The organism is Bradyrhizobium sp. OAE829 (assembly GCF_040546575.1).
Classification (GTDB): domain Bacteria; phylum Pseudomonadota; class Alphaproteobacteria; order Rhizobiales; family Xanthobacteraceae; genus Bradyrhizobium.
The window spans coordinates 3,396,574-3,423,176 of sequence record NZ_JBEPOE010000001.1; the positions used below are offsets into that span (position 1 = coordinate 3,396,574).

Here is a 26,603-nt window from a genome sequence, read left to right on the forward strand (position 1 = left end):
GCATCATGGCATGCCACGGCAGCCGGAGTCACGATGGCCTTTTTGGCAACCCTCAGCAGAATTACGGAAGTCCTACCAGACGGCGGATGTGGGCCGGCGTGGCGCCCTGCCCACGCAATTCGCGCAAGGCGGTGGCCTTGGTCGACTTCGACAGTTTCTGTCCGGCGTCGTCGAGGACCAGCCGGTGATGCCGGTAGGCCGGTTGCGGAATACCGAGCAGCGATTGCAGCAGCCGGTGCACGCTGGTCGACCAGAAAAGGTCCTGGCCGCGCACCACGTCGGTGACGCCCTGCAGGGCGTCGTCGATCACGACTGACAGATGATAGCTGGTCGGCGTCTCCTTGCGCGCCAGGATGACGTCGCCCCAGGCTTCCGGCCGGGCGGCCACGAGGCCGGTTTCGCCGCCAGCGCCCTCGCCGTGTTCGATCCAGGCGAGATCGGGCGCTTGTGCCATGGCCGCCGCCATATCGAGCCGCAATGCGTAAGGCAGGCCCTGGTCGATCAATTGCCGCCGCACCGGCGCGGAAAACGACTTCGCGGCGCCCGGATAGAGCGGCGCGCCATCGGGATCACGCGGCCAGGACGCTCCGGCTTTCGCGGCGGCTTCCCGTTCGGCCACCAGACGGGCGATTTCCGCGCGGCTCTCGAAGGCGGGATAGATCAGGCCGCGGCCCGACAGTTTTTCTACCGCTTCGCGAAAGTCGGAAAGATGTTCGGATTGCCGCCGCACCGGCGCCTCCCAGCCAATGCCGAGCCATTCGAGGTCTTGATAGATCGCGGCCTCGAATTCCGGCCGGCACCGCGTCGCGTCGATATCCTCGATGCGCAGCAGGAATCTTCCACCGCTCTCGCGCGCCAGCTCGAAATTCAACAGCGCCGAAAAAGCGTGGCCGACATGGAGGTAGCCATTGGGGCTTGGCGCAAATCGGAACACAGGTGACGGCATTCTCAACACTCATCGTCATTGCCGGGCTTGACCCGGCAATCCATCAAGTTGAAATCATGCTTGCTCTGTTACGATAGGAGATGGATGCGCGGGTCAAGCCCGCGCATGACAAGCTCTGCAAGTTGATTGACCTTCCACATGACCATTCACCTCAACTCCCAGGCCGACCTCGAAGACGCGATTGCGGCCCTCGTCGTACAGGACAAGCGGCTCAAACCGATTCTCGAACTCACGGGCATGCCGGCGCTGCGCCAGCGCGAGCCGGGCTTTGCCGGGCTGGCGCATATCGTGTGCGGCCAGCAGCTCTCCACCGCCAGCGCCGGGGCGATCTGGGGACGCCTCACCGCCGCGTTCGATCCGTTCGATCCCGAACCCATCCGCAAGGCGCGCGCCGAGCGCCTCGGACGGCTCGGCCTTTCGGCGGCCAAGATCAAGACGCTGAAGAACATCGCGCGCGAACTGGCCGCGGAGCGGTTGAACCTCGACGTGCTGGCGGAAGAGGACGCCGATGCCGCACACCATACGTTGACCGCGCTGCATGGCATCGGACCGTGGACCGCCGACGTCTACCTGCTGTTCTGCCTCGGCCATGGCGACGCCTGGCCGGCCGGCGATATCGCGATCCAGGAAGCAATCAAGGTCGGGCTCGGCCTGCCAACGCGCCCAACCGCCAAACAGATGGCGCCGCTGGCCGAACCGTGGCGCCCCCTGCGCGGCGCCGCGGCGCATCTGTGGTGGAGCTATTATCGCGTAGTGAAGAAGCGCGAGGGCGTGATCGCGAAATAGGCTTAGCCGCGCAGCCTGACCCGGTCTTCGCGCGCGCATGACGTGACGAAATCGATCACCGCGCGCACCGCGGGGAGTTCGACGAGATCCGGATGCGCCAGCAGAAAGAGATCGGCCACGCTGACGAGCTTTTGCGGGGCAACCCGCACCAGATCGGGATCTTCAGCGGCGACGAAGCATGACAGCGCCGAGATTCCGAGGCCGGCCTTCGCCGCGGCCAGCATGTCGCCCTGCGACGAACAGCGCAGCACCACCGTTCCCTGCCGGGTGATGAGATCGCTCCAGCGCGCCAGCCGTTCGTTGGAGGCCCGGTCGGCAAAGCCGATCACGCTGTGCCCCTTCCACTCGTCGCGCCGCTCGGGCAGCCGCCGCCCTGCCGCATAGGCACGCGAGGCGTAGAAGCCGGTGCCGAGCCGGCCGATCCTGCGGCCGATCAAATTCTCCTCGCCGCTGTCCACCGGACGCAGCACGACATCAGCCTTGCGGCGGCGCACGCTGGCCGGAAACGGATGTGTGATGATCTCGATCTGGATGTGGTCGTGCGCCCGCAGAAACGGGCCCAGCCGCGGCATCAGCCAGTGCGAGGCAAAGGTCGCGCCAATCGACAGCTTGACCACGCCGCGGGCGTCCGCACCGGTCGCCGACACCGCGGCCTCGGCGCGCAGCGCGGCCGCCGCCATGGCATCGACATGCTCGCGGAATTTGCGGCCCTGCGAGGTCAGCGACAGGCCTTCGTTGGAGCGCGCGAACAGGGGTATGCCGAGCTGGCCCTCCAGTTCGGCGATCTTGCGGCCGACCGTCGGATGGCTGGAACGAAGCTGGCGCGCCGCCGCGGCGAAGCTACGGGTTTCGGCCACCGCGACAAAGGTCTTGCACAGGTCCCAGTCCATTGGCGATCAGGCCCAGATGTTCATTACTGAATGGTCAGCTGTTCAATATTGAACGTCGGAGACGACCCGTCCAGCCCTATAATGCAGCGCATAACCAAGCCGGCTGGAGCGGAACCGCTCGCCGGCTCGAAACCCAAAGGGAGGATTGAATGCCGTTGCCCCCGTCGCTTGCCAATTCGCTTGAACTGCCGGTGGTCGGCTCGCCGCTCTTCATCGTGTCGGGGCCGGAGCTTGTGATCGCCCAGTGCAAGGCCGGGATCGTCGGATCGTTTCCGGCGCTGAACGCGCGGCCGGTCGAAAAACTCGACGAATGGCTGAGCCGGATCAAGAATGAACTCGGCGAGTACAAGGCGCTGCACCCCGGCAAGAAGGTCGCGCCCTATGCGGTCAACCAGATCTGCCACGCCTCCAACGACCGGCTGATGAAAGACATGGAGACCTGCGTCAAGCACCAGGTTCCGATCATCATCACCTCGCTGCGGCCGCCACAGGAGATCGTCGAAGCCGCGCATTCCTATGGCGGCGTCGTGTTCCACGACGTCATCAACGTCAAGCATGCGCGCAAGGCCGCCGAACAGGGCGTCGACGGGCTCATTCTGGTTTGCGCCGGCGCCGGCGGGCATGCCGGCACGCTGTCGCCGTTCGCGCTGCTGCGCGAGGTCAAGCAATGGTTCAAGGGCACCATCCTGCTGTCGGGCGCGATCTCCGACGGCTGGAGCATTGCCTCCGCACTCGCGCTCGGCGCCGACCTTGCCTACATGGGCACGCGCTTCATCGCCACCGAAGAGGCCAATGCCGACCTCGCCTACAAGAAGGCGCTGACCGAGCACGCCGCCCACGACATCGTCTATTCGAACCTGTTCACCGGCGTGCACGGCAATTATCTCGGCCCCTCGATCGTGGCCGCGGGCCTCGATCCCGACAATCTGCCAGTCGCCGACAAGACCAAGATGAACTTCGGCTCCGGCGGCAACACCAAGTCCAAGGCCTGGCGCGACATCTGGGGCTCAGGCCAGGGTATCGGCCAGATCAATGATGCGCCGCCGGTCGCCGAACTGGTACAGCGCCTGAAGGCAGAGTTCGACGACGCCGGCAGCGACTTTCTGAGAAGGGCGCGCGCTTAAGCGGCGCGCGCTCGGCTTCAATAACAAATCAACAAGGGATGGGAACGATGAGCGTATTGCGCACTGCATTGAGCATTGTGTTCGCATTGTTGGCGACCGCAGCCGTCGCCGCCAACGACAAGGGCGAAATCCGCATCGGCCAGACGCTGCCCTATAGCGGCCCGGTATCCGGCTTCGGCGTTATCGGCCGGGCGCAGGAGGCCTATTTCGAGAAGGTCAACGCGGACGGCGGCATCAACGGCCGCAAGGTCAAGCTCATCACCCTCGACGATGCCTACTCGCCGCCCAAGACCGTCGAGCAGACCCGAAAGCTGGTCGAGCAGGAGGAAGTGCTGGTCATGTTCGGCTCGCTGGGCACCGCGACCAACAACGCGGTGCATCGCTACCTCAACTCGAAGAAAGTGCCGCAGCTGTTCGTGCTGAGCGGCGCCACCAAATGGGCCGACCCGAAGCATTACCCGTGGACCATGCCGGGCATGGCGACCTATCAGTCCGAGGGCGTCGTCTATGCCAAGTACATATTGCAGACCAAGCCGGACGCGAAGATCGCCATCCTGGCGCAAAACGACGATTTCGGCCGCGACTATGTCGCGGGTTTCAAGCGCGCGCTCGGAGACAAGGCCGCGACCATGATCGTCTCCGAGGCGAGCTATGAGACCAGTGCGCCGACCATCGCTTCGCAGCTCGCGACGCTGAAGGCCTCCGGCGCCAATGTGATGTTCGGCGTTGTGCTCGGGAAGTTTACCTCCCAGATGATCAAGGGCGTCGCCGAACTGAACTGGAAGCCGGACCTGTTGTTCGTGCCGACATCGGCGTCATCGATCTCGTTCCTGGAGCCCGGCGGACTGGAAAACGCGGCCGGGTTGATCTCGTCGAGCAATCAGAAGGACACGATGGACGCGCAATGGGCCAATGATGCCGGCGTGAAAGAGTATTTCGCGTTCATGAAGCAGTATCTGCCCAACGCCGACCTCAACAATTCGAACTACGCGGCGGGCTACCATTATGCCAACCTGATGACGAAGGTGCTGGCGGCGTGCAAGGACGATTTGAGCCGCGAGAACATCATGCGGCAGGCGGCCTCGCTGCGCCAGGTTTCGCTGCCGCTGCTGTTGCCTGATATTACGGTGTCCACCGATGCCGAGGATTATCTGCCGTTCCAGCAGTTGCGGCTGCGGCGGTTCGACGGCAAGAGCTGGGTCGGTTTCGGCGAAATTCTGGACGACCGATAAGGAGCACGCAAGGTGATCATCGGCGGCGAGCGGACCATCAGCTACCCCCAGATCCATGACCGCATCGCACGCGCGGCGACGGGATTTCGAAGCCTCGGCCTTCGCGGCGGCACGCCGGTCGCCATGATGCTGCGCAATGATTTTGCGTTGTTCGAGGTTACCGGCGCAGCCGCGGCGCTCGGCAGCCCGGTGGTGCCGATCAACTGGCATTTGAAGGCCGAGGAAGTCGCATACATCCTGGCCGACAGCGGCGCCGAGATTCTGGTCTGCCACGCGGACCTGTTGCCGCAGATCAGGGACGGGCTATCGGCTCATATCAAGCTGTTGATCGTGACCACCCCGCCGGAGATCGCTGCGGCGTTCAATGTTTCCCCCGCGCTGACGCAAATCCCTGACGGCATGACCGACTGGGACGTCTGGCGTGACACCCATGCGCCATTGCCCGAGCCGCCGATCGGCAGCGCGCCGATGTTCTATACGTCAGGCACCACGGGCCTGCCCAAGGGCGTGCGGCGCAAGCCGATGAAGCCGGAACAGCAAGCGGCCTCGGCGCGTGTCGGCACCATCGCCTACGGCATCAAGGCCGATGACGATCAGGTCGTCCTGATGAACGGCCCGATGTACCATTCGGCGCCAAGCTCCTACGGCATGCTGGCGTTTCGCAGCGGCTGCACGATCGTGCTCGAACCGCGCTTCGATCCAGAGGACATGCTGCAACTGATCACACGCCATCGCGTCACCCACATGCACATGGTGCCGACGATGTTCGTGCGGCTGCTGCGGCTGCCGGACGAGGTGAAGCAGCGTTACGATCTGTCGTCGCTGCGCTTCATCGTCCACGGCGCGGCCCCGTGCCCGCCGCAGGTCAAGCGCGCCATGATCGACTGGTGGGGACCGGTCATCAACGAATATTTCGGCTCGACTGAAACTGGAATCCCGGTGTGGCACTCGGCCGAGGAGGCGTTAGCCAAACCCGGCACCGTCGGCCGCGCGATCGAGGGCGGCGTCGTCAAAATCTTCCGGCCCGACGGCGAACTGTGCGGCGTCAACGAGCCCGGCGAAATCTTCATGCGGCAGGTCTCGGTGCCGGATTTCGACTACCACGGCAAGGCCGAGGCGCGCGCCGAGGCCGGGCGCGACGGCCTCGTCAGCGTCGGAGACGTCGGCTATCTCGACGAGGACGGTTATCTGTTCCTGTGCGATCGCAAACGCGACATGGTGATCTCGGGCGGCGTCAACATCTATCCCGCCGAAATCGAGAATGCGCTGATCGGAATGGAGGGCGTGCGCGACTGCGCTGTGTTCGGCATTCCCGACGACGAATTCGGCGAGCGGCTGTTTGCCTGTATCGAGCCCGACACCAATGCCGCGCTGTCGCCGGCGGCGGTGCAGGAATTCCTGCGCACCCGCCTCGCCAATTTCAAGGTGCCAAAGGACATCCAGTTCATGGACGCGATGCCGCGCGAAGCCACCGGCAAGATATTTAAGCGCAAGCTCAGGGATCTCCATGCCGAGGGCCGTCTGCGCGCCATCGCGTGAAGGCGCGCATGCAAACGGCGTTTGAAACGAACGGCGTTTTAAACAGCATTGCTGTTGCAAAACGTTCATCGGATGGCGCAAAGATCACCGCACATCACAAGCAGGGATCGAGCAAATGAACGCCACCGACTTCATCGTCTCCCGCAACGATCTGCAGCAATGCAAATCGATCGAAACGCAACCGCCTGAGGCCGCCGCGTTGCCGGCCGACGCGCTGCTGGTGAAAGTGACGCGCTTTGCCTTCACCGCCAATAACATCACCTATGCGGTGATGGGCGATGCGTTGAAGTACTGGCAGCTGTTTCCGGCGCCAAAGGATTTTGGAAATATTCCGGTGTGGGGTTTTGGCGAGGTGATCGCCTCGAAGCATCCGAACGTTGCCGTGGGCGAAACCCTGTTCGGCTATTTCCCGATGGCGACGCATCTCGTGATCGAGGCCGCCGACGTCACCAAACGGGGTTTGCGCGACGGCGCCGCGCATCGGCAAGTCGCAGCGCCGGTCTACAACGCCTATGCCCGCGTCAGCGGCGATCCGGCGTTCACCGGCAAGCAGGGCGACTATCAGGCGCTGCTTCGGCCGCTGTTCATGCTGTCGTTCCTGGTCGACGACTTTCTCGCCGAAAATGATTTCTATGGCGCGCGCCGCGTGATGCTGTCGTCGGCCTCGAGCAAGACCGCGTACGGCCTCGCGCATCTCTTGCACCGGCGTGACGGGATCAAGGTGATCGGGCTGACCTCGGCTCCGAACGTGGCATTCGTCAAATCGCTCGGCTGCTACGACGAGGTCGTGACCTACGACGCGGTAACATCGCTTCCTGCGGATTCGCCGGTCGCCTATGTCGACATGGCCGGCAACAGCGATCTGCGCGAGCGCCTGCACCGGCACTTCGGCGGCCAGATGAAATATTCCGGACGCGTCGGCCTCACCCACCGCAGCACCTCGCCCGAAGAGCCGGAATTGCCGGGCGCCAAGCCGAGCTGGTTCTTTGCGCCGGACCATATCCGCAAGCGCGCCAGGGAATGGGGACCGGGCGGCGTCGATATGCGCTTTGGTGCGGCATGGGCGGGCTTCGCGCCGAAACTCGATCAATGGCTCACCGTGACCGAAGGCCGCGGGCCGGCGGCGGTGCAACAGGTCTATCTCGACACCCTCAACGGCCGCGTGCCGCCGGACCAAGGGCATATCCTCGCTCTTTAGCGAATGTCCGCTATCTCCTCACGCCCTTCCTGCAGTCTCCCAAATGGGTATAGGCTCGCAGGAACAGGGAAAACGCCGCACAGACGGCCGGTGACGAGAAACGCGCATGCTCGACAGGACGGACGACATTTCGGTAGCCGCCGACAACTGGCTCGCGCAGTTCGAGGAGGCGCTGGCGAAATCCGATAGCGGCTTGCTGAAGACGCTGTTTCATGCCGACAGCCACTGGCGCGACGTGCTGGCGTTGAGCTGGAGCATCCAGACCGTCAACGGCGCGGACGCGATCCTGAAAGAGCTCGCGCTTCACGCGCCGGCCGCCGGCCCTGTTGGATTTGCGGTCGATCCCAACCGCGCCGCGCCGCGCAAGGTGACGCGCGCCGGCACCAACGCAATCGAGGCGATCTTCAGATTCGAGACCAGGGTCGGACGCGGCAGCGGCATCATCCGCCTGATCCCGGATGCCGCCAATGTCCTGAAGGCCTGGACGCTGCTGACCGAGCTCGGCGAACTCAAGGGCTTTGAAGAGCAGATCGGCGTCGCCCGGCCACGCGGCAACGCCTATTCGCGCGATTTCCGCGGCCCCAACTGGCTCGATCTGCGCAAGGCTTCCGCCGGCTATGCCGAACACGATCCGGCCGTGCTCGTGATCGGCGGCGGACAATCCGGCCTCTCGATCGCGGCGCGGCTGAAGCAATTGAATGTCGATACGCTGATCGTCGATCGCGAGAAGCGCATCGGCGACAATTGGCGCAAGCGCTACCACGCTCTGACGCTGCACAACCAGGTGCAGGTCAACCACCTTCCCTACATGCTGTTCCCGCCGAACTGGCCGACTTATATCCCCAAGGACAAGCTCGCCAACTGGTTCGAGGCCTATGTCGAGGCGATGGAGCTGAACTTCTGGACCGAGACCGAATTCGAGGGCGGCAGCTACGACGAGAAGGAGCAGCGCTGGACCGTGACGCTGCGCTGCGCCGACGGCACCACGCGCACCATGCATCCGCGCCACGTGGTGCTGGCGACCGGCGTCAGCGGTATCCCGAGCCGGCCCGACATTGCCGGCCTGAAGGATTTTCGCGGCACTGTGATGCATTCCAGCCAGTACGACGACGGCGAGAACTGGAAGGGCAAACGCGCGATCGTGATCGGCACCGGCAACAGCGGCCACGACATCGCGCAGGACCTGCATTCGAGCGGCGCTGAGGTGACGCTGTTTCAGCGCTCATCGACGCTGGTCGTCAGCATCGAACCCTCGGCGCAGCTGGTGTACGCGCCCTACAATGAGGGCACGCTCGAGGACAACGACCTGATCGCGACCTCGATGCCGCTGAAGGTGGCGCGGCGGAGCCATGCGCTGACCACGGAGAAATCGAAGGAGCTCGACAAGGAGCTGCTGGAGGGGCTGGCGCGCGCGGGCTTCAAACTCGATTTCGGCGAGGACAATACCGGCTGGCAGTTCAAATACCTCACCCGAGGCGGCGGTTATTACTTCAACGTCGGCTGCTCCGATTTGATCGTCAAAGGCGATATCGCTCTGAAGCAATTCGCCGATGTCGAGGGCTTTGTCGCCGATGGCGCGAAGATGAAGAGTGGTGAGACCATCACCGCCGATCTCGTCGTGCTGGCGACCGGCTACAAGCGGCAGGAAGAGCTGGTGCGGCTATTGTTCGGCGAAGCCGTCATGAACCGCGTCGGCACCATCTGGGGCTTTGGCGACGGCCAGGAACTGCGCAACATGTACACCCGCACCGGCCAGCCCGGCCTGTGGTTCATCGCCGGCGGCCTCGCGCAATGCCGCATCGGCTCGAAGCATCTGGCGCTGCAGATCAAGGCGATCGAGGAAGGGTTGCTGCGGCGCGAAGCCGGCGGCGGCCGTCGCGTGAATCACAGCTAACATCATGGGGGAATAAACATGCCGTCCATTCTCGGCTCGGGCGAACACCGCTATCGCGTGGTGGAGAACTGGGCGAAGCTGCCCGATGGCTGGAGCCTGACCGACGTCGCTTCCGTCGCGGTCGACAGCCGCGACCGCATCTACGTCTTCAACCGCGGCGCCCATCCGATGGTGGTGCTGGACCGTGAGGGGAATTTCCTCAGGAGTTGGGGCGAAGGCCTGTTCAACCGCGCCCATGGGCTGCACATCGACGCCGACGACAATCTCTACTGCACCGATGACGGCGACCACACCGTGCGCAAGTGCTCGGTCGACGGCAAGGTGCTGCTGACGATCGGCATCCCGAACCGGCCAAAACCGTATATGAGCGGCGAGCCGTTCCACCGCTGCACCCATACGGCACTGTCGCCGAAGGGTGAGATTTACGTCTCGGACGGTTACGGCAATGCCTGCGTCCACAAATACACGCCCGACGGCAAGCTGCTGAAGACCTGGGGCGAGCCGGGCTCCGATCCCGGCCAGTTCAACATCGTCCACAACATCGCAACCGACGTAGACGGCTTCGTCTATGTCGCCGACCGCGAGAACCACCGCGTGCAGGTGTTCGACGGCAACGGCAAATACGAGACCCAGTGGAATAATTTGCACCGGCCCTGCGCACTGCATTGCTGCGGCGGCAAGCAGCCGCATTTCATCGTCGGCGAGCTCGGCCCCGGCATGCCCGTCAACCTGAACGTACCGAATCTCGGGCCGCGGCTCTCCATCGTCGACGCCAAAGGCCGGCGGATCGCCCGGCTCGGCGGCGAGGACGGCCCGGGGATCGAGACCGGCAAATTCCTCGCGCCCCACGGCTTGGCGCTGGATTCCAGAGGCGACATCTATGTCGGCGAAGTCGGCGTCACCAACTGGAAGACCAGCTTTCCGGACACGCCGATGCCATCGGAGGTCGGCATCGGCCGCTGCCTGCAGAAGCTGGAGAAGGTTTAGCCGGCCGCGCGGCTCGGGGCTCGGCACACCCGATCACGATGGATTGACCGCGGATGCCCGCCCGTGGAGGCGCTTTGGAGGCCCGCGGAATCGTGGCGATTCGTGGGCGGCTCATGCTGGATAAGGCCCGGAACGCTCTTCACAATCCCGTCACGCTGCCTGTAGTATGCAGGGCGCATGCTGCTTCGCAGCTAACATGGGAGTCAGGAGCGTTTCTTGAACGCACACGTCTCGCAAGGCGGTTGGCCGGTACTCGTGCTGAATGCGGATTTCCGGCCGCTGAGTTACTACCCGCTGTCTCTCTGGTCGTGGCAGGACGCGATCAAGGCGGTGTTCCTCGACCGCGTCAACATCGTCGAGCATTACGACCGCGCGGTGCACAGCCCGAGCTTCGAGATCCAGCTGCCGAGCGTGGTGTCGCTGAAATCCTTCGTCAAGCCGACCACGCATCCTGCCTTCACCCGGTTCAACGTCTTCCTGCGCGATCGCTTCTGCTGCCAATATTGCCTGGCGCATGACGACCTCACCTTCGATCACATCATCCCGCGCAGCAAGGGCGGCCAGACCACCTGGGAGAACGTCGTCGCGGCCTGTTCGCCGTGCAATCTGCGTAAGGGCAATCTGACGCCGCAGCAGGCCCGGATGTTCCCGCGGCAGCACCCGTTCGCCCCGACCGTGCACCAACTGCACCGCAACGGCCGCCTGTTCCCGCCGAACTATCTGCACGATAGCTGGCTGGATTATCTTTATTGGGATACCGAGCTCGATCCGTAGTTCCGGGGACGCTGTTATCGTGGGAATCATAGTGTCACGTTTTCGCCGCTCCTGCTTTGAGTTTCCGATAATTCCATCTGAGACAAGCGGGTGCGCCGCGGCCGGGCTTTCCCATGCCCCTTACGAGTTCGATCACGCCCTACGATCCTGAGTGGCCGCAACGGTATGCGGAGGAAGCCGAGCGATTGTCTCCGACCTTCGGATCGGCATTGCAGGGGATCCATCACGTCGGCAGCACAGCCGTGCCGGGATTGGCGGCGAAACCTGAGATCGACATCCTGGCCGTGGTCACATCCGGCAACGTTCCCGAGGAGTGGACCCGAACGTTTGAAGCGCTTGGCTACCGGCGCGGCGGCGACCTTTCGCCAGACCACCATTTCTTCAAGCGGGATGTCGGCGGCGTCCGCACGCACAAGCTCCACGTTTGCCGCGAAGGCTATCCGACGATCGCGCGAATGCTTAAATTCCGGGACCATCTTCGCGGGCATCCGGCCGATCGGTTGAGGTATCAGGAATTGAAGCTCGCCCTCGAACGGGAAAATGCCGACGGCATTCACCAGTATCTTGCGGACAAGGCGCCGTTCATCAACTCCCTTCTCGCCGGCCTCGAGTGAGAAGCCCCGGCTCGCGCACCTGGCCGACTGGTGGCCGGCACGTCCGCGCATGCACGCTCCGTTCGGGCCAAGGAACCATTGCGATTCGGCGGGCAACCGGCAATTTCGCGTTCGAATTCATAACGCTTCAAGTGCGCTGCGCGATGGTGTCATCGGTAGGAATTCCGGGATACGGCGCTTCGCGATCCAATATGGTCGCCAGAGCGATTGCCAAGCGGCGCGGTCGAGCGGCGCCGTGCCCCAGTCACGCCGCCCCATTTCGACCTGCGACAGGTCATGCATGTGCAGCCATTGGCGCGCCGCCCACCATAGCTCACGCGGCACCTCTGCGTTCCCAGCGGCTTTGAGCTCGACGATATTCGGCAGCGGATCGCGATAACGCGAAGCAACGCGCAGCGTGGCAACGCGCTCCCCGTCGCGCCGAACGCTCCAGAGCCGCGAGCGATTATGCGCCAGGTTGTAGCCATAGGTGTGCAGGCAATTCCGCATGGCGTCCGCTTCTTCGGCGATAGCGACGATGGTGTCCAAGGGCAGGAAATCATAGCCGGCCACGCGACCGGTCCGGAGCCACATGTCGCTGATCGGCAGGCGACCGAGATTCACTTGCAATGCGATGAGCATTCGCCAGTCGTCTGCAGCTGCAAGGGCCGGACCGATGCGCATGTCCGGCGTCCACGGCTTGCCGATCAAACCGTGCCCGTACGTTGCCGGCTGGCTGGAAAACCATGACCAGAGACTGATCAGCCGCAAGCGGGCCGGATTCACACGCCGCTGCTCGCGGACAAGCTCGCGCGCGATCCACACCGCCGCCGCCTCATGCGCGAGATCGGCAACATCAGCCACGACCTGCAGCCAAATCGGGGCGAGTTTGGGCGAGCGCGGAAAATGGTTCGCGATCTGCCGGCGAAACAGCTCGCCGTCAGGCAATCTCCCGATCGGACGCGTGAGCGCCTCCGGCGGCACCTTTCGCAGCCACATCGGCACATCGGCCGCCACCGCCGCCTCAGCTAGACCGAGGCCATCGACGACGTGCGCGAGCGCCGGCGCGGGATCGAGCCCGGGCCGCGGGACGGCCAGCGCGAAGAGAAGCGCGGGAAAGCTCGCGGCAAGGTCCGCAATGCGCGAGTGCCCCATTGCCAGAACACGCACCTCTGCCTGGAACCGGGGATGATATCTCCGGAGCCGACGTTCAAGCAGGTCGGAGCGCGCGGCCTCCCGGCGAGGGGCCAGCAACAGATTCGAAGTCATGACAACAATTCCGCAGCTCGGACTCAGAGGTCCGCAGCGAAGATTCGATCGCGTTGAGGATTTGAATATTTCACCCGGGGTTTGAATCCCGGGAAGCGCGTCAAATATCGCGTATCGAACCCGGGAAGCGCGCAGACGTAAACATGGTCGCCTCCATCGATGGCGTTGCGGAGCCGTCCCAATAGCCAGTTTTCTGCCGATGCGCAACCCGGGAATGCATCCTGCCGGCAGTTCACCTGACGCCCGGCTTGCGTCGGTCTTCCTCACCTTCCGCCCTCAACCTGTCCGCCATTCGCTCGGCGATCGCCACCGTCGTCAGGTGGGTGTTGGCGCGCGGGACTTCGGGCATGATGGAGGCGTCGATGACGCGGAGGCCGGTGCAGCCGATCACGCGGCATTCGGGATCAACTACCGAGCGCGGGTCGTCAGGCGCGCCCATGCGGCAAGTGCCGCTGGCGTGCTGGGCGTCGCTGCACTCGGTGAACAGCCAGTCGTCGAGTTCGGCTTCGCTGAGCGCCTCGTCCATCGAGCGTCCGGTCGCGCCATACTCGACGCGGTGGGCGATGTCGGTGATGGCGGGCTGCAGGCAGATCTCGCGCAGGCGGCGCACGCCGTCGCGCATACGAATGAGATCGCTGCGATCGGACAGCATGCGCTCCTCCACCGCCGGATCGATGGTCGGGTCTGTCGTGGTGATGCGGACGTGGCCCTGGCTGAACGCCTGATAGACCGACACCGCGATGCGGCCGCGCGCGGTGCTGGCCGTCTGATTGACGTCGCGGGCGAGGTTGCCGGCGATCATGATCATGTCGTTCTCACCGGCGCCTGCGAGGCCGGAGCTGTAGCGCAGGCAGCAATTGGTGTGGCGGTGCATCAGCGTGTTGACCTGACCGTGCTCGCGCAGATGCAGCAGCGCATCCATGATCGGATGGTCGAGCAGGGTTTCGCCGACCGGTAGGTCGGCCAGAACAGGGATGCCCAACCCTTCCAGCAATGCCGCAGGACCGATGCCGGAGCGCTGCAGAATCGCCGGCGAGTGAATGGCACCGGCGCAGAGGATCACCTCATGCTTGGCCGCGGGTGCATATGATTTGCCACCGATGTGGACCCGGACCGCGCGGGCGTGGAGCCGGTTGCCTTCGAATTCGATTCCTTCGACCAGGGCATCGCCGACGATCCGCAGATTCTCGCGGCCGCGCGCCGGCTCCAGATAGCCGTCATTGGTGGAGACGCGGCGTCCGGCCTCGCTGTTGATGGCGTAGGGCGAGACACCGGTGCCATCAGGCGCGTTGTGGTCGTCGCACCAGCCATAGCCGAGGCCAAGCGCGGACTGGCGCAGCGCCCGGTCCACATTTCCCCAATCCGGCACCGGCGCGCGGTACACCGGGATCGGGCCGCGATCGCCGTGATAGGCCGCGTCCGGAAAATTCTTGTCGGTCTCGAGCTTGCAGAACCAGGGCAGCATCGCGTCCCAGCCCCATCCCTCACAGCCGCTGGCTTCCCAGCGGTCGAGATCGTCGGGCACCGCGCGGATGGCGATCTGGCCGTTGATCGTGGAACTGCCGCCCATGGCGCGCCCGCGCCACAGCAGGCGCGGCGCCTGCCGCTCGGTTCGCCTTGCCAAGAGCCTGGGCCAGCGGAAATTGTCATCGCCGATGGCGCGCATCGGGTTCGGGATCTGGATGTGCTCCGGTGTATCAGATGTGCGCAGGTCCTGCCCGGCCTCGAGCAGCAGCACGCGATGGGCGGGGTCCTCGCTGAGGCGCGCGGCCAGCGTGGCGCCGGCAGAGCCGCCGCCGATGATGATCGTGTCGTACTCCTGGTCAGTCATGCGCGGTCACCGGCAGTTATTCCCTCACGTATTTCTGGATGCGCCAGTTCAGCGTATCGGCGACGAAGATCTCGTCGCGCGGGCTCACCGCGATGTAATGGGCTTCACCATACTTACCGGGCGTTTTGCCCTGCCCAGCGCCTGATATCATCCCCACCACCTTGCCGTTCAGATCGAGCTTCATGATCTGGCCGGTGTGACCGGCCGCCAGCCAGATGTGCTGATCGTCGCCCATGAACAGCCCGCAAGGCGCGCCGGGATGCTGCGAGCAGCGGATGTAATTGCCGTCGGCGTCGAACACCTGGATGCGCTCGTTCTTGCGGTCGGCGATGTAGAGCAGCCCTTGCGCGTCGAATACCAGGGAGTGCGGCAGATCGAATTCGCCCGGCCCCTTGCCGTTGCTGCCCCAGCTTTTGATGAAGTTGCCGTCAGGATCGAACTTGATCACGCACGACGTGCCCTTGCCGTGCCCCTGCAGCACGAAGATGTCGCCGCTCGGACCGACCACGGCCTCGTTCGGTTCGTGGAACAGCCGCAGGTGCCCGAACGGATGCCACTCGCCGGTGTGGCCCTTGACGCCGAGCACCATTTCCAGCCGACCGGACGGATTGAACTTGTAGACCAGGTTCGCCGCGACGTCGGTTGCCCAGATGTTATCCTGCGCGTCGATCCGCAGGCCGTGCGAGCGTTCGAACATGCCCTCGCCGAACCCGCGGATGAAATGGCCGTCGGGATCGAATTCCATCAGCGGCATCAGCCCGCGATGAATGACGAAGATGTTGCCTTTGGAATTGAAGGCAACGCCCGACGTGCCGCGAAAATTCATGCCCGGCGGCAGCTTGAACGATTCGGCAACAGCGACGTAGGGAAGTGGTGGGAATTCCATTCGCGCCGCCCCTCATGCGAAACGTTCGCTCGCCAGGTCAGGCCCGCTCAACCCAACGACATATCCAGCGGCGGCGCGACATTATCCGGTAACGGACAGACATAGGGCGTGCGGGCGGTGCGCTTCTTGAGGTCGGCTTTCGCGGCTGCGATCAGTTCCGGCTCGCCCAGCGCCTGGACGCCGAGCGCGGCCATCGCCTTGGCGGCCTGCACCATGGCCTTGTGGGCATGCGGGCTCTTGCCCTGGGCGACGATCTGCCAGGTGTGAAACGGCGTTCCGATCGCAACCGTGGGAGCGTGGACCTGAACGGTCGGGACCACCCAGCTGACATCGCCGACATCGGTCGAGCCGATCTGCGGGTTGCGCTTGGCATCCAGCGGCACGATGAAATCAGCCAGCGGCCGGTCGGTCGGATCCATGCCGATCGAATGATAGACGGAGGCGATGTCCTTGTCGGTCAGGGTTGCGCGGATTTTTGTGGCGAATTCCTTGTCCGCCTCGTCGAAATGCGGGGGGCCGAGGTCCGTCATGATGCGGTGCAGGGTTTGCTCGAGCGGGGTGTTGTCCAGAACATTGGAGACGGCGGAAATGATCCGCATCTCCACGCTTGTTTCGGTCATCAGCGCGGCGCCTTGCGCGATCTTGTGAACGCGTCCCACCAGCGCGTTCATTCCGGGCAGATCGCGGTCGCGGATCGAATAGCGCACGCGGGCGTGGGCCTGCACCACGTTGGGGGCAATGCCGCCGGTGTCGAGCAGCGCGTAGTGGACGCGGGCTTCGCTCGGCATGTGCTCGCGCATGTAGTTGACGCCGACATTCATCAGCTCCACCGCATCGAGCGCGCTGCGGCCGAGATGCGGCGAGACCGCGGCGTGAGAGGCACGGCCGGTGAAGATGAAATCGGCGCGGGTGTTGGCCAGCGATGGCGTCACCGCGACTTCCCAGAAACTGTTGGGGTGCCAGGTGATGGCGATGTCGGCATCATCGAAGGCGCCCGAGCGCACCATGAAGGTTTTCGCCGCACCACCCTCCTCGGCGGGGCAGCCGTAATAGCGCACGCGCCCCGGAATCTTGCTCGCGGCAAGCCAATCCTTCACGGCGGTGGCGGCGAGCAGTGCCGCCGAACCCAGCAGATTGTGGCCGCAGCCATGGCCATGGCCGCCGGCCTCGATGGGGCGATGTTCCGCGACACCCGCCTCCTGGCTGAGACCGGGCAGCGCATCATATTCGCCAAGGAAGGCGATGACGGGACCGCCCTCGCCCCATTCGCCCATCAGGGCGGTGGGAATATCGGCGACATTCTCGGTGATGCGGAAACCCTGATGGCGCAGCTCAGTCAGATGTTCGGCGGCAGAGCGCGCCTCGGTGTAGCAGACCTCGGGCATCGCCCAGACCCTGTCGGCCAAATCGATGAAGCGCGGCTTGATGACGTCAATGCCCCGCCAGATGTCGCTGCGATTGTCCATGCTACGGTCCCCGATCGTTGGTTGGATGAAATCGTATCAGCTTCGTCAGGCCCGGCCTAGCGCCGCGCGGGTGACCTGCCATGCGGCCGACGCGATGAATATGCGCCTGCGATCTCGCGGCGCGATGCGCCCGAGTCCTGCTGGAAGCTCCTTGCCCGCTCCAATGAGAGGGCGCAGGGAAGACCGGGTGCGCGCTGCACCCGCGGTCCCGTGTGCGGTTTGCACAAGAAATGCTGCACACGAGCATACAGGGCAGCGGAGAACACCCGGCCTTCCCTGCGCAATGGCTTTACGGCTTATGCCGTGCTCTCCCCGGAGACGAGTTCTTGGTTGACTCCGTCACTGCCGTTTCCGCTTGCGCTTCTCCGACAGCTTGACACCTGCAACGGGTGCCAGGACCACACGGTTTTGCCGTACGCTCGTCCGCGCCATCGTCTCAGCGCAAACCAGCGTCCACCGCAACCCGTCCAACGTCCGTGACGACGGCCGACGCCCTTCTGAGTAGGACGGGATGACTCACATATAAACTGATTTTCCATTCTGTAAAACAGAATATTTTTTATTTCGGGGCTTGACACGATTTCTGAAAACCGGAACTGATTTGCCCGTCGGGCAACACGGAGGTATCCCACACAGGGCGTCGCGCGACGATGCCGGCTTTTGGACCCGTAGCGGACATTGAGTTTCGCAGCGAACGTCGTAAACTTCGTCCGGATTGCAACGCCTTGAAACCCTGGAGGTAGATGCAATGACCCTCGACCAGTATGTGCGCGACCTGCGGGAGATTACTGCTCGGCATTCTGATCCTGTCGAAATCACGGACCTCGTCGTACCGCTCGCCAGGGAATTTGCGCAATCGCCGGAACTGCGCCGCCCCGAATATCGTGAATGCGATGCCGAGCAAGGCTTCGGCGTTCACCTGCTCCATGAAGAGCCCAATCACGATCTGGCCGTTTTCCTGGTCTCGTGGCTGCCTGACCGCGGCACCACCCCACATAATCACAAAACCTGGGCCGTGGTGGTCGGTATCGAAGGCCAGGAACAGGAGGTCAACTACGACCGGCGCGATGACGGTGGTAAGCCCGGCTATGCCGACCTGACACGCAGCGGTGAACAAGTGATGACCGCTGGTGACGCGGCTTGTTGTTATCCTGAACACATACATAGCGTCCGGAACGTAGGAACAGGCATCTCGATGTCGCTGCACACTTACGGCCGGCACATCAACTACACTGGACGCTCCGAGTTTGATGTAGAGCGCAAACTTGAGAACCCCTACGTGGTCAGGGTCGCCGACGACGCGCACGCGCGGGCGCAGATCCTGACCAAACGAAGAATAAGTTAGAGTTCCGCTTCCGGCACTTTCGGACCTGGATTGCCGAGCCATAACCGAGCGGTAATGGGCCTGGACAGCGATGTCTATCGGCCGACGCGTCTGGAGTGACGGACATGATGTCGATAAAGTTGCCGCTCTGGCTACGCTTTTTCCTGCTTATCGGCGTCGCCGTCTTTGCGGCAGGCGCAGGTCTCCTTGCCTATCGGTACTACACTCATCCGGTAACGCTGACCGTGGCGGTTGGCTCGATCGACGGCGAGGCTGCCAAGGCAATGTCAGCCATCGCAAGCGAGTTCGTTTCAACGAACGCGCCGGTCCGGCTCAAGGTCATCGACAGCGGCACAGCGCTTGAGGCTGCCGCCGCTTTCTCCGCGACCAAGGTCGATCTCGCTGTGGTTCGCGGCGATGTCGGCGACTTGTCGCAGGCGCAAGCCGTCGTCGTCGTCAGCCATATGGTCGTACTGATCATTGCGCCGCCGGGATCGTCCATCGACAGCATTGGCAGCCTGAAGGGCCGCACGGTCGGCGTGGTCGGCGGAGCAGTGAACGCCAAAATTGTCGATGCGTTGACCAAGGAATATAACCTGGCAAGCGCGAAAGTTGCGTTCAAGAACCTTGCTTTGACGGATGTACGGCAGGCCATTCAGTCAAAACAGGTCAGCGCCCTGCTCGTCACGACCCCGCTCGCCGAAAAATACCTCTCGCTCGTTCGCGGATTTTTTCAGCTCGAGCATAAAAAGGTCCCGGTACTGATCCCCATCGAGTCCGCAGCAGCGATCGCAGAGACCGAACGTGCCTTTGAAAGCTTCGATGTCCCGAAGGGCACGCTGCGGGGATCGCCGCCGGTCCCGGAAGATGACCTGACGACCTTGAGGACCTCACTATACCTGGTTGCGCAGAAGAAGCTCGGCACCGATCTGGTAACCAGCCTCACGCAGGCGATCATGAGCGCGCGCAGGACTCTCCTGCGCGATCAGCCGATTTTCGCTCAGATCACCGCGCCCAGCACCGACCAGGATGCCTACCTTCCGCTGCACCCTGGAGCGGCAGCCGTCTATAACAGCACGACGCAGAGCTTCATGGATGAATACGGCAACTGGATCTATTTGACGCCGATGATACTGGGTGGCCTTGCCACCATGCTTGCGGCGGCGTGGAAATTCCTGAGCATCGGCAACCGCGCAACCGAGGGCCCGCTCGATTCTCTCTATGCTCTGGCGCGTCGGATTCGGAAAGTCGATACGGAGGCTGAGCTTTCGGATATCGAAGAGGAAATCGACGGCATTCTAAGGGCGGAGCGCGCCAAATCCGCTGGTGGAGACGAGAGCGCGGTGGTTGATGCCACATTGAACGTGGCAGCCCACCGGCTGGAGAACTTGATTCACGACCGACGCACATTGATTGCGAAAAGACCCATAGTTGCCCCCGCGGCCTAAACGAATCACGGGCATGGGAGATCAAGTGATTGGCAACATCGGTGTGAGCTGCCCTTCGCTCCCGTCTTGCCTGCGTATCAGCTTTGCATGCCGACACGTGCGCAAGCAGCGAGTGCACCGGGCAACGCAAAGAGAAGGCCTACTTGCCATCGTTCCAGATATCGGTCGCCATCTTCCAGTCATTTCCGACCTTTTCCCAAACCACAACGTACTTCCCGCTCACTTCCTGTGGCGTCGGGCCCTTGGTCTTCAGGCTGAAATTCCCGATCTCGCGTGCCGCAGAGGGGCCGAGCGGCTTGACGTCCAGGACTGTGAGTTTCGGATCGCCAACTTGTTCGGCCATGCTTTTCCACATTGCCTCGATCGCGGCTCGGCCCTGCACCATCGCAGCACCGGGCGGAAGTGCGATGGCATCAGCGGTGTAGAATGACGCGATCCCGGCGAAATCGGCCTTGTTGAAGAATTCGATCCATTTGGCGTTTGTCGCCTCGATCTCCGCCTTCTGTGCCGACGCTGGTCCGATCAACGCCAGCACGAATGCAATCACCAGTGCCATCCTGCTCATGGTCAGCTCCATTTGTTGAATGCAATTCCTCTGTCGGTTCGCGTAATCACGGTCTCCGCTCCGATACTGCGTGCATGCCGATCGGCAGCAATTTTACCGCCCGGGCATGTCCCTGAGACGCGCCCTATTGGGTTACCCCTGGGCGACGCGGCCGCCCAAGACAGCGGCGGAAACGAACGAAAGCCCGCGCCTCGCAGTGTCCACTTAATTCACAACATCATCCCCGTTAACCATACCTATATACGATGGTGTGAATTGACATCGTCGAAAAAATTTTAATCGAGAGTCGCAAATCGAACCGACCGCCCCGTTTTCGCAGGGCACAGTGGTGCGGGGCTAAATTAAAGCTCATCAAAAAACAGATCGAACGCGGAGCGTGAGCTCTCGTGACGCAAGCGAGCGTCTCGGGAAAGGGCTTTCGCTTGAGAGAGGTAATGCCGCAGTGAGTGAAAGCGAAACGAAAGTTGCACCGAACGGAACCAATGTATTCGGGATGCCGCTGTTGGAACTCCCGAAGATCGCGTTGCCTGGCGTGAGCTTCGAGCTGGCCGAGCAGGGTTTTGCCCGCGCGCGGGAAGGTTACGAGAAGATGAAGGTCGCATCAGAGGCGATGACGGAAGCGCTGCGCGAGAGCTATTCGAGCAATGCCAGAAGCACGACAGACTACGGCCTCAAGGTGCTGGAAATCTCAAACGCCAATGCCGCCTCCGCGATCGATTTCTTCGTCAATCTGCTGGGCAGCAAGTCGGTTTCGGATGTCTTTACCCTGTCCGCGTCCCAAGCGCGCAAGACCTTCGACGCCGCATCCGGCCAGAACAAGGAATTGCTGGCCCTTGCCCAGAAGCTTGCGACGGAAACGGGTGAGCCGATCAGGGATCACTTCGCCAGGATTCTGCACAAAGCCAGCTAGAAAAGCGGCGCCCAATAAAGAGGATTCGTTCAAGGAGGGATCCGGCCGGTTGGATTAAGCCCTGCAACGAGCATGCCCACCCCATGCTCGATCACACAAAGGCACAGGTGCGCTATGCCCCCCAGTCACCGCACCGACAAGAGGCGCAAATCCAACCGGCCGGTGCTTTGCTGCAAAGACAGCAAGTACCATTTCAACGGAGGGACACATGGGTATGGTTATGGTGAAATGTCCGCAAAGCGGACGCGCGATCCCCACCGGTATCAAGATCGATCGCGAGAGCTTTGGACGCAGCGCGGTGTTCTTCTCGCGCACCCATTGCCCGATCTGCAGCACCTATCACGACTGGTTCGCGCGGGAAGCCTGGGTTCACGAGCCGAGCATCCGGACGCGGCGTCTCGGCGCGGGCTCCAGCGCCTGACCGTCGCGGCGCAATGGGGGACACCATGGCGCGCATGGAAATCTCAACTGAAACATCGACCTGGCTGCTGCAGGCCAGGGACTTTCTTGAAGAAGCACGACGGCTGAAGCCGGGCCCCGCGCGCAACGAGCTGCGCCAGACGGCGAAGGTGCTGCACGAGATTGCCAAGCTCGAGGCGAAGAAACGACACAACGGGAAGAAACGACGCAACGGCCAATCGCAGCGCGGATAGGTCCGCGGTCGCGCTCACACGACATCGCCCGATTCAGTTTCCGGGATGCGCACAGCAGCGGGCGCGGCCGCCGCGCGTGATCGGCCCGTGTTCGACGAAAAGATCTCTTCGACTTCGAGACGCATGGTGCCGTGGCATTCGCACGAGGCCGCCGCGAGTCGCGATCGGTCGATCTCGATCCGGCCTCGTTGATCGGACCTGATCGCTCCGGAAGCGCGCAGTTTGCCCATCAGGAGCGTCACCGTCGTTCGTCGCACGCCAAGGATCTGCGACAACGCCTGTTGGGTGAGCGGGAGCACGTCGTGGTCGATGCGGTCGCGAAACTGCAGCAGCCAGCGGGCCATGCGGGCTTCGACCGGGTGCAGCGCATTGCAGGCCGAGCCGAGCTGGAACTGTACCAGCATCGCCCTGACATGATTCTGGACCAGGTGCCGGATCGCCGGACTGCGATTGAAAGCGGCGTGAAAACGCGACGCGGGAATCCGCGAGGCGATGCCCGCCGCACGAACGACCGCGGTAACGGCCGAAGGTGACGGCCCGAGCACTGAAAGAATGCCGATTGCCCCCTCGCGCCCGACCGCGGCGGTGGCGACCGTCTGCCCGTCCGCCATGTCGATCATCAGCGAGATGGCGCCGCTATGAGGGAAAAGGACATGCTCGATCGGGTCACCCGCTCGCGAAATGACCGCGTCCGGATCGAGTGCGACCGTCTCCAGCACGGGCCCCAGCAGATCGAGGTCCGACGGCGACAGCGTTGCAAGGAGGCGGTTACCTGTTCCGCCCACAGGTTTCACTGAAGCGAGCCCGCGATCAGACATTCGCGGCCTTCTTCATTTGGAGCGTCGCGAAACGGCGATCTTGCTCCGAGATCAAACCCACCCTGGTACGCCTTTACTCTCGACAACAAATTTTCCCCCAATAACAAAACTCCTAACCATCGGCCGCGATGTGGATTTCTCCTCGCAGCATCGCAAAGAGTTAGATGCAAATGCGACGGACGCAACAACAAAATGCGCATGCATAGCTCCGTAGTAATGCGGAACGCGTGGTTCCAATTCCGGCGCACGGCACACGATGGAAGCGGACGCGACCTATCGGTGCGCGAGCCCATTGCGATACCAGCAGGTAGCACTTTTGAGACATGACGGTGGACCCAGAGAATGTCCGTGAACGGAAGTCGTCGGCAATCAGGCGCCCGAGCCGCGCGATGAGGTGAACGCTCGTGATCGGGGGTTGCTATTGTCTGTGGCAATATGGACGCCGCGGCCGTCTTGAGTGACAATGTCTGCTGTTGGCGAAGTGCCAGCGGTGGCGATATGCCGCCTGATACGAAACACAAGAGCGGCATCAAGACGCCCCGCAATGGAAACGCCCCATGCTGATCCCCCTCGCCGACGTGCCGCGCTGGTATGCCGAGCGCAAACCGAAAGACACGATCGCGATCAGCCATGGCGCTGAGACGCTGACCTGGGAGCAACTGGAGCGCAATGCCAACGCCCGTGCCCGCGCCTTTGCGGCCAAGGGCGTCAAGCCGGGCGATTTCGTCGCCATCGGCCTGCCCAACAGCAACGCATTTTTCGAGACCACGTTTGCGGTATGGAAATGCGGCGCGACGCCGACTTCGCTGACCTGGCGGTTGCCACGCGGCGAGGCCGCTGCGGTGCTGGAGATTCTCAAGCCTTCGCTTGTCGTCGGCGGCCAGCCGGACTGGAATGCGCCCAACGCGCTACCGATTGATTTCAGGCCGGAGGGCTTTTCCGGAGATCCGATCGACAACCCGGTGGCGCGCTACTGGAAGGCGATGACCTCTGGCGGCTCGACCGGCCGGCCGAAGGTGATCCTCGACCACCGGCCCGCCGTGATCGATACCGCAGGTCCCGCTGCGCTCGGCATGCCGCTCGGCGCTTCCCTGCTCAACCCCGGGCCGCTCTACCACAACGCGCCCTTCATTGTTTCGCACACCGCGCTGTTCCATGGCGGGCGCGTCACCGGCCTCGTCAAGTTCGACGCCGAGGAATGCCTGCGCCTGATCGAAGCGAGCCGGGTGCAGTGGGTCAATTTCGTGCCGACCATGATGCACCGGATCTGGGCGCTGCCGGGCGAGGTGCGGAGCCGCTACGATCTGTCGAGCCTGCAAATCGTGTTTCACATGGCCGCGCCGATGCCGCCTTGGCTGAAGGAAAAATGGATCGAATGGCTCGGACCCGAGCGCATCTATGAGCTCTATGGCGGCACCGAAGCGCAGGGCGCCTGCATCATTTCGGGCGTCGAATGGCTCGAACACAGGGGATCGGTCGGCAGGATCGCCGAGACCTCCCGCCTGCGCATCATCGGCGAGGACGGCAACGAGGTCCCGACGGGCGGGACCGGTGAAATCTATTTCCTGCCCAATGACGGCGCCGGCAGCTCCTATCATTACCTCGGCGCCGAACCCAAACGCCGCGCCGACGGCTGGGAATCGCTCGGCGACATCGGAAGGCTGGATGCCGACGGCTATCTCTATCTCGGCGACCGGCTCGCCGACATGATCCTGCGCGGCGGCGCCAACATCTACCCGGCCGAAATCGAAGCCGCGGTATCCGCGCATCCGTTAGTTCGCTCCTGCGTCGCGGTCGGCCTGCCCGATCCGGAATTCGGCCAGCGCGTGCACGCAATCCTGGAACTTGGACCCGACACCGACGCGCAATCGGTCGCCGACGGCATGGGCGATTTCCTCTCCGACCTGCTCAGCCGCTACAAGCATCCGGAAAGTTTTGAAGTGGTCAGCGTCGGCCTGCGCGACGATTCCGGCAAGGTCCGCCGCACCCTGCTGCGCGACGAGCGCGCCGCCTGGCTGAAGGAGAATCGTGCGTTCCGGATATTGCCGGCGCGGGCGCGGGCCAAGGCGGAGTGAGGGCGGAGTGGAGCAGGTCCGACGGCAGCGACCGTCCTAAGCTTCCAAAAAAGCCAACTCTCGCTCTTCGCGACATTTCAACACGCCACACCCTGACGTAGGATGCTCCGATCGGCGTGCCGACTTCCGATCGGCCGCCCCGCATTGGAATATGACATGTCTTTCCGCAGGGATAACAAGGCATATGAGGCCTGGCTCGGCACGCAGTGCGACGTCGTCAAAAAGGATATCGCCTACAAACACAAACGGATGAAGAAGAACCCCTTCATCTTTCTGCGGGCGACCTATTTCCGCTGGGCCAGAAAAATCGGCGACTGGTGTCCGGAGCTGATGGATGCGCCGCAGTTGCTTTCGGTCGGCGATCTGCATCTGGAGAATTTCGGGACCTGGCGCGATGCGGACGGCCGCCTGGTCTGGGGCATCAACGATTTCGACGAAGCCGCCGTGATGCCCTACGTGCTCGATCTGGTCCGGCTTGCGGCCAGCATCCAGCTTGCGCCGAATCCGGCGGTCGATCCCAGGCATGCCGCCAACGCCCTGCTCCGAGGCTATCGCGACGGCCTTAAAGCGCCACGGCCGGCGCTGCTGTTCGAAGCGCAAAGCTGGTTGCGGCCCTATGCCGAGCCTGAGGAAGAGAAGCTGAAGGAGTTCTGGAAGGAAGTTGCCGACTACCCGGATTACAAGCCGCCGCCCGCAATCGCCAAGGCGCTGATCGAAAGCCTGCCTGACGGCGTGGACAAAGAGCGCATTCGATTGTGCCGCCTGCTCCGCAAGGGTGGCGGCAGCCTGGGGCGGCCGCGTTACGTCGCGGTCGGCGACTGGCGCGGCGGGCAGGTACTGCGCGAGGCCAAGGCGCTGGTGCCCTCGGCGTGGACATATGCCAACGGCCAAACATCCGGCAAGAAATCTGGCAAGAAATCCAGCAAGTCGAATTTTCTGGCGCTGGCGAACAGCCGCTATCGCGCGCCGGATCCGTTTCTTGACGTGCGCCATCAATTCATCTTTCGGCGCATCGCCGCCGATTCCCGCAAGATCGAGCTGGGTGATGCCGCCGGCAGGAAATTGCACCTCAAGCTGCTGGAGGCGATGGGACTGGAAGTGGCGTCGGTCCACGCGGCAGGCAAAGTGCCGGTCGAGGCGCTGCAGGCCGACCTTGCGAAACGCCCGCGCGGCTGGCTGAACGCCGCCGCCGCGGTTGCGGCCGACAAAGTCAAGCGCGATTATCGGGAATGGCGGAGCTGACGCGCGTTCCATCGGTGCACCGATCGCAAGCCGCGTTCGATCCGCGATCTCGATCCGCGGCCGTTTCGCTGATATAATCCAGCAAAGGCTGCCGCTGACAGGACCATGATCTATTCGGGTTGCGCGGCGTTGGTTAGCTGCGCGCAACCGTAT

General features: G+C 63.2%; 24 protein-coding genes. 16 read left to right on the forward strand and 8 right to left on the reverse strand.

Annotated features, from left to right (window positions below; genetic code table 11):
* Positions 1-61 precede the first annotated feature (61 nt).
* A complete protein-coding gene (gene gluQRS / locus ABIE49_RS16605; RefSeq protein WP_192738325.1) occupies positions 62-946 on the reverse strand; it encodes a tRNA glutamyl-Q(34) synthetase GluQRS in 885 nt (294 codons plus the stop codon).
* 138 nt (positions 947-1,084) lie between these two features.
* On the opposite strand from gluQRS, the gene ABIE49_RS16610 reads away from it, so the two are divergent.
* Positions 1,085-1,732, forward strand: coding sequence for a DNA-3-methyladenine glycosylase family protein (locus ABIE49_RS16610; RefSeq protein WP_192738326.1), 648 nt, complete (start codon positions 1,085-1,087; stop codon positions 1,730-1,732).
* Between the two features lie 2 nt (positions 1,733-1,734).
* Here ABIE49_RS16610 and ABIE49_RS16615 read toward each other — a convergent pair whose 3' ends face one another.
* Positions 1,735-2,622, reverse strand: a complete 888-nt coding sequence (locus ABIE49_RS16615) for a LysR family transcriptional regulator (protein ID WP_192738327.1) — start codon at positions 2,620-2,622, stop codon at positions 1,735-1,737.
* Between the two features lie 149 nt (positions 2,623-2,771).
* Between ABIE49_RS16615 and ABIE49_RS16620 the strand changes: the two genes are divergently transcribed.
* From ABIE49_RS16620 to ABIE49_RS16655, 8 genes are all read left to right on the forward strand, one after another.
* The gene (locus tag ABIE49_RS16620) at positions 2,772-3,746 is read left to right on the forward strand and encodes an NAD(P)H-dependent flavin oxidoreductase (RefSeq protein WP_192738328.1); all 975 of its coding nucleotides are present in this window, start codon (positions 2,772-2,774) and stop codon (positions 3,744-3,746) included.
* A 38-nt stretch (positions 3,747-3,784) separates the two neighbouring features.
* Positions 3,785-4,978, forward strand: coding sequence for an ABC transporter substrate-binding protein (locus ABIE49_RS16625; protein WP_192738329.1), 1,194 nt, complete (start codon positions 3,785-3,787; stop codon positions 4,976-4,978).
* Between the two features lie 12 nt (positions 4,979-4,990).
* Complete coding sequence (locus ABIE49_RS16630) at positions 4,991-6,517, forward strand: acyl-CoA synthetase (RefSeq protein ID WP_192738330.1); 1,527 nt, start codon at positions 4,991-4,993, stop codon at positions 6,515-6,517.
* 115 nt (positions 6,518-6,632) lie between these two features.
* Positions 6,633-7,715 (forward strand): DUF2855 family protein, encoded by a 1,083-nt coding sequence (locus tag ABIE49_RS16635; protein ID WP_192738331.1) that lies wholly within the window; start codon positions 6,633-6,635, stop codon positions 7,713-7,715.
* Between the two features lie 106 nt (positions 7,716-7,821).
* Positions 7,822-9,609, forward strand: coding sequence for a flavin-containing monooxygenase (locus ABIE49_RS16640; RefSeq protein ID WP_192738332.1), 1,788 nt, complete (start codon positions 7,822-7,824; stop codon positions 9,607-9,609).
* Between the two features lie 18 nt (positions 9,610-9,627).
* Positions 9,628-10,596 carry a peptidyl-alpha-hydroxyglycine alpha-amidating lyase family protein gene (locus ABIE49_RS16645; RefSeq protein WP_192738333.1) on the forward strand — a complete coding sequence of 323 codons (969 nt, stop codon included), beginning with the start codon at positions 9,628-9,630 and terminating at the stop codon, positions 10,594-10,596.
* Between the two features lie 216 nt (positions 10,597-10,812).
* On the forward strand, positions 10,813-11,370 hold the full coding sequence (locus tag ABIE49_RS16650; protein WP_192738334.1) for an HNH endonuclease: 558 nt from the start codon (positions 10,813-10,815) through the stop codon (positions 11,368-11,370).
* 113 nt (positions 11,371-11,483) lie between these two features.
* Positions 11,484-11,984, forward strand: a complete 501-nt coding sequence (locus tag ABIE49_RS16655; RefSeq protein ID WP_192738335.1) for a GrpB family protein — start codon at positions 11,484-11,486, stop codon at positions 11,982-11,984.
* Positions 11,985-12,101: 117 nt separating this feature from the next.
* Here the strand turns inward: ABIE49_RS16655 and ABIE49_RS16660 are convergent, their stop codons facing one another.
* From ABIE49_RS16660 to ABIE49_RS16675, 4 genes are all read right to left on the reverse strand, one after another.
* On the reverse strand, positions 12,102-13,232 hold the full coding sequence (locus ABIE49_RS16660) for a hypothetical protein (RefSeq protein WP_192738336.1): 1,131 nt from the start codon (positions 13,230-13,232) through the stop codon (positions 12,102-12,104).
* A gap of 232 nt (positions 13,233-13,464) precedes the next feature.
* On the reverse strand, positions 13,465-15,063 hold the full coding sequence (locus ABIE49_RS16665; protein WP_192738337.1) for a GMC family oxidoreductase: 1,599 nt from the start codon (positions 15,061-15,063) through the stop codon (positions 13,465-13,467).
* A 16-nt stretch (positions 15,064-15,079) separates the two neighbouring features.
* Complete coding sequence (locus tag ABIE49_RS16670) at positions 15,080-15,949, reverse strand: peptidyl-alpha-hydroxyglycine alpha-amidating lyase family protein (protein ID WP_192738338.1); 870 nt, start codon at positions 15,947-15,949, stop codon at positions 15,080-15,082.
* Positions 15,950-15,996: 47 nt separating this feature from the next.
* A complete protein-coding gene (locus ABIE49_RS16675; protein WP_192738339.1) occupies positions 15,997-17,415 on the reverse strand; it encodes a M20 family metallopeptidase in 1,419 nt (472 codons plus the stop codon).
* A gap of 748 nt (positions 17,416-18,163) precedes the next feature.
* On the opposite strand from ABIE49_RS16675, the gene ABIE49_RS16680 reads away from it, so the two are divergent.
* Both ABIE49_RS16680 and ABIE49_RS16685 read left to right on the forward strand, forming a co-directional pair.
* Entirely contained in the window at positions 18,164-18,760 is a 597-nt protein-coding gene (locus ABIE49_RS16680; protein ID WP_192738340.1) for a cysteine dioxygenase family protein, read from the forward strand.
* Between the two features lie 104 nt (positions 18,761-18,864).
* Positions 18,865-20,187, forward strand: a complete 1,323-nt coding sequence (locus tag ABIE49_RS16685) for a TAXI family TRAP transporter solute-binding subunit (RefSeq protein ID WP_192738341.1) — start codon at positions 18,865-18,867, stop codon at positions 20,185-20,187.
* Between the two features lie 139 nt (positions 20,188-20,326).
* Here the strand turns inward: ABIE49_RS16685 and ABIE49_RS16690 are convergent, their stop codons facing one another.
* On the reverse strand, positions 20,327-20,752 hold the full coding sequence (locus tag ABIE49_RS16690; RefSeq protein ID WP_192738342.1) for a YybH family protein: 426 nt from the start codon (positions 20,750-20,752) through the stop codon (positions 20,327-20,329).
* Positions 20,753-21,254: 502 nt separating this feature from the next.
* On the opposite strand from ABIE49_RS16690, the gene ABIE49_RS16695 reads away from it, so the two are divergent.
* The 3 genes from ABIE49_RS16695 (at position 21,255) to ABIE49_RS16705 (ending at position 22,315) form a co-directional block, all read left to right on the forward strand.
* On the forward strand, positions 21,255-21,662 hold the full coding sequence (locus tag ABIE49_RS16695) for a phasin family protein (RefSeq protein WP_192738343.1): 408 nt from the start codon (positions 21,255-21,257) through the stop codon (positions 21,660-21,662).
* A 208-nt stretch (positions 21,663-21,870) separates the two neighbouring features.
* Positions 21,871-22,083, forward strand: a complete 213-nt coding sequence (locus tag ABIE49_RS16700; protein ID WP_192738344.1) for a hypothetical protein — start codon at positions 21,871-21,873, stop codon at positions 22,081-22,083.
* A gap of 25 nt (positions 22,084-22,108) precedes the next feature.
* Positions 22,109-22,315, forward strand: coding sequence for a hypothetical protein (locus ABIE49_RS16705; protein ID WP_192738345.1), 207 nt, complete (start codon positions 22,109-22,111; stop codon positions 22,313-22,315).
* A gap of 14 nt (positions 22,316-22,329) precedes the next feature.
* On the opposite strand, the gene ABIE49_RS16710 is transcribed toward ABIE49_RS16705, so the two are convergent.
* Positions 22,330-23,133: a Crp/Fnr family transcriptional regulator gene (locus ABIE49_RS16710; RefSeq protein WP_192738346.1), complete on the reverse strand. Its 804-nt coding sequence runs from the start codon at positions 23,131-23,133 to the stop codon at positions 22,330-22,332.
* Positions 23,134-23,690: 557 nt separating this feature from the next.
* Here ABIE49_RS16710 and ABIE49_RS16715 point away from each other — a divergent pair.
* A complete protein-coding gene (locus tag ABIE49_RS16715) occupies positions 23,691-25,208 on the forward strand; it encodes an AMP-binding protein (protein WP_192738347.1) in 1,518 nt (505 codons plus the stop codon).
* A gap of 156 nt (positions 25,209-25,364) precedes the next feature.
* Positions 25,365-26,450, forward strand: a complete 1,086-nt coding sequence (locus tag ABIE49_RS16720) for a DUF2252 family protein (RefSeq protein ID WP_192738348.1) — start codon at positions 25,365-25,367, stop codon at positions 26,448-26,450.
* Positions 26,451-26,603 lie beyond the last annotated feature (153 nt).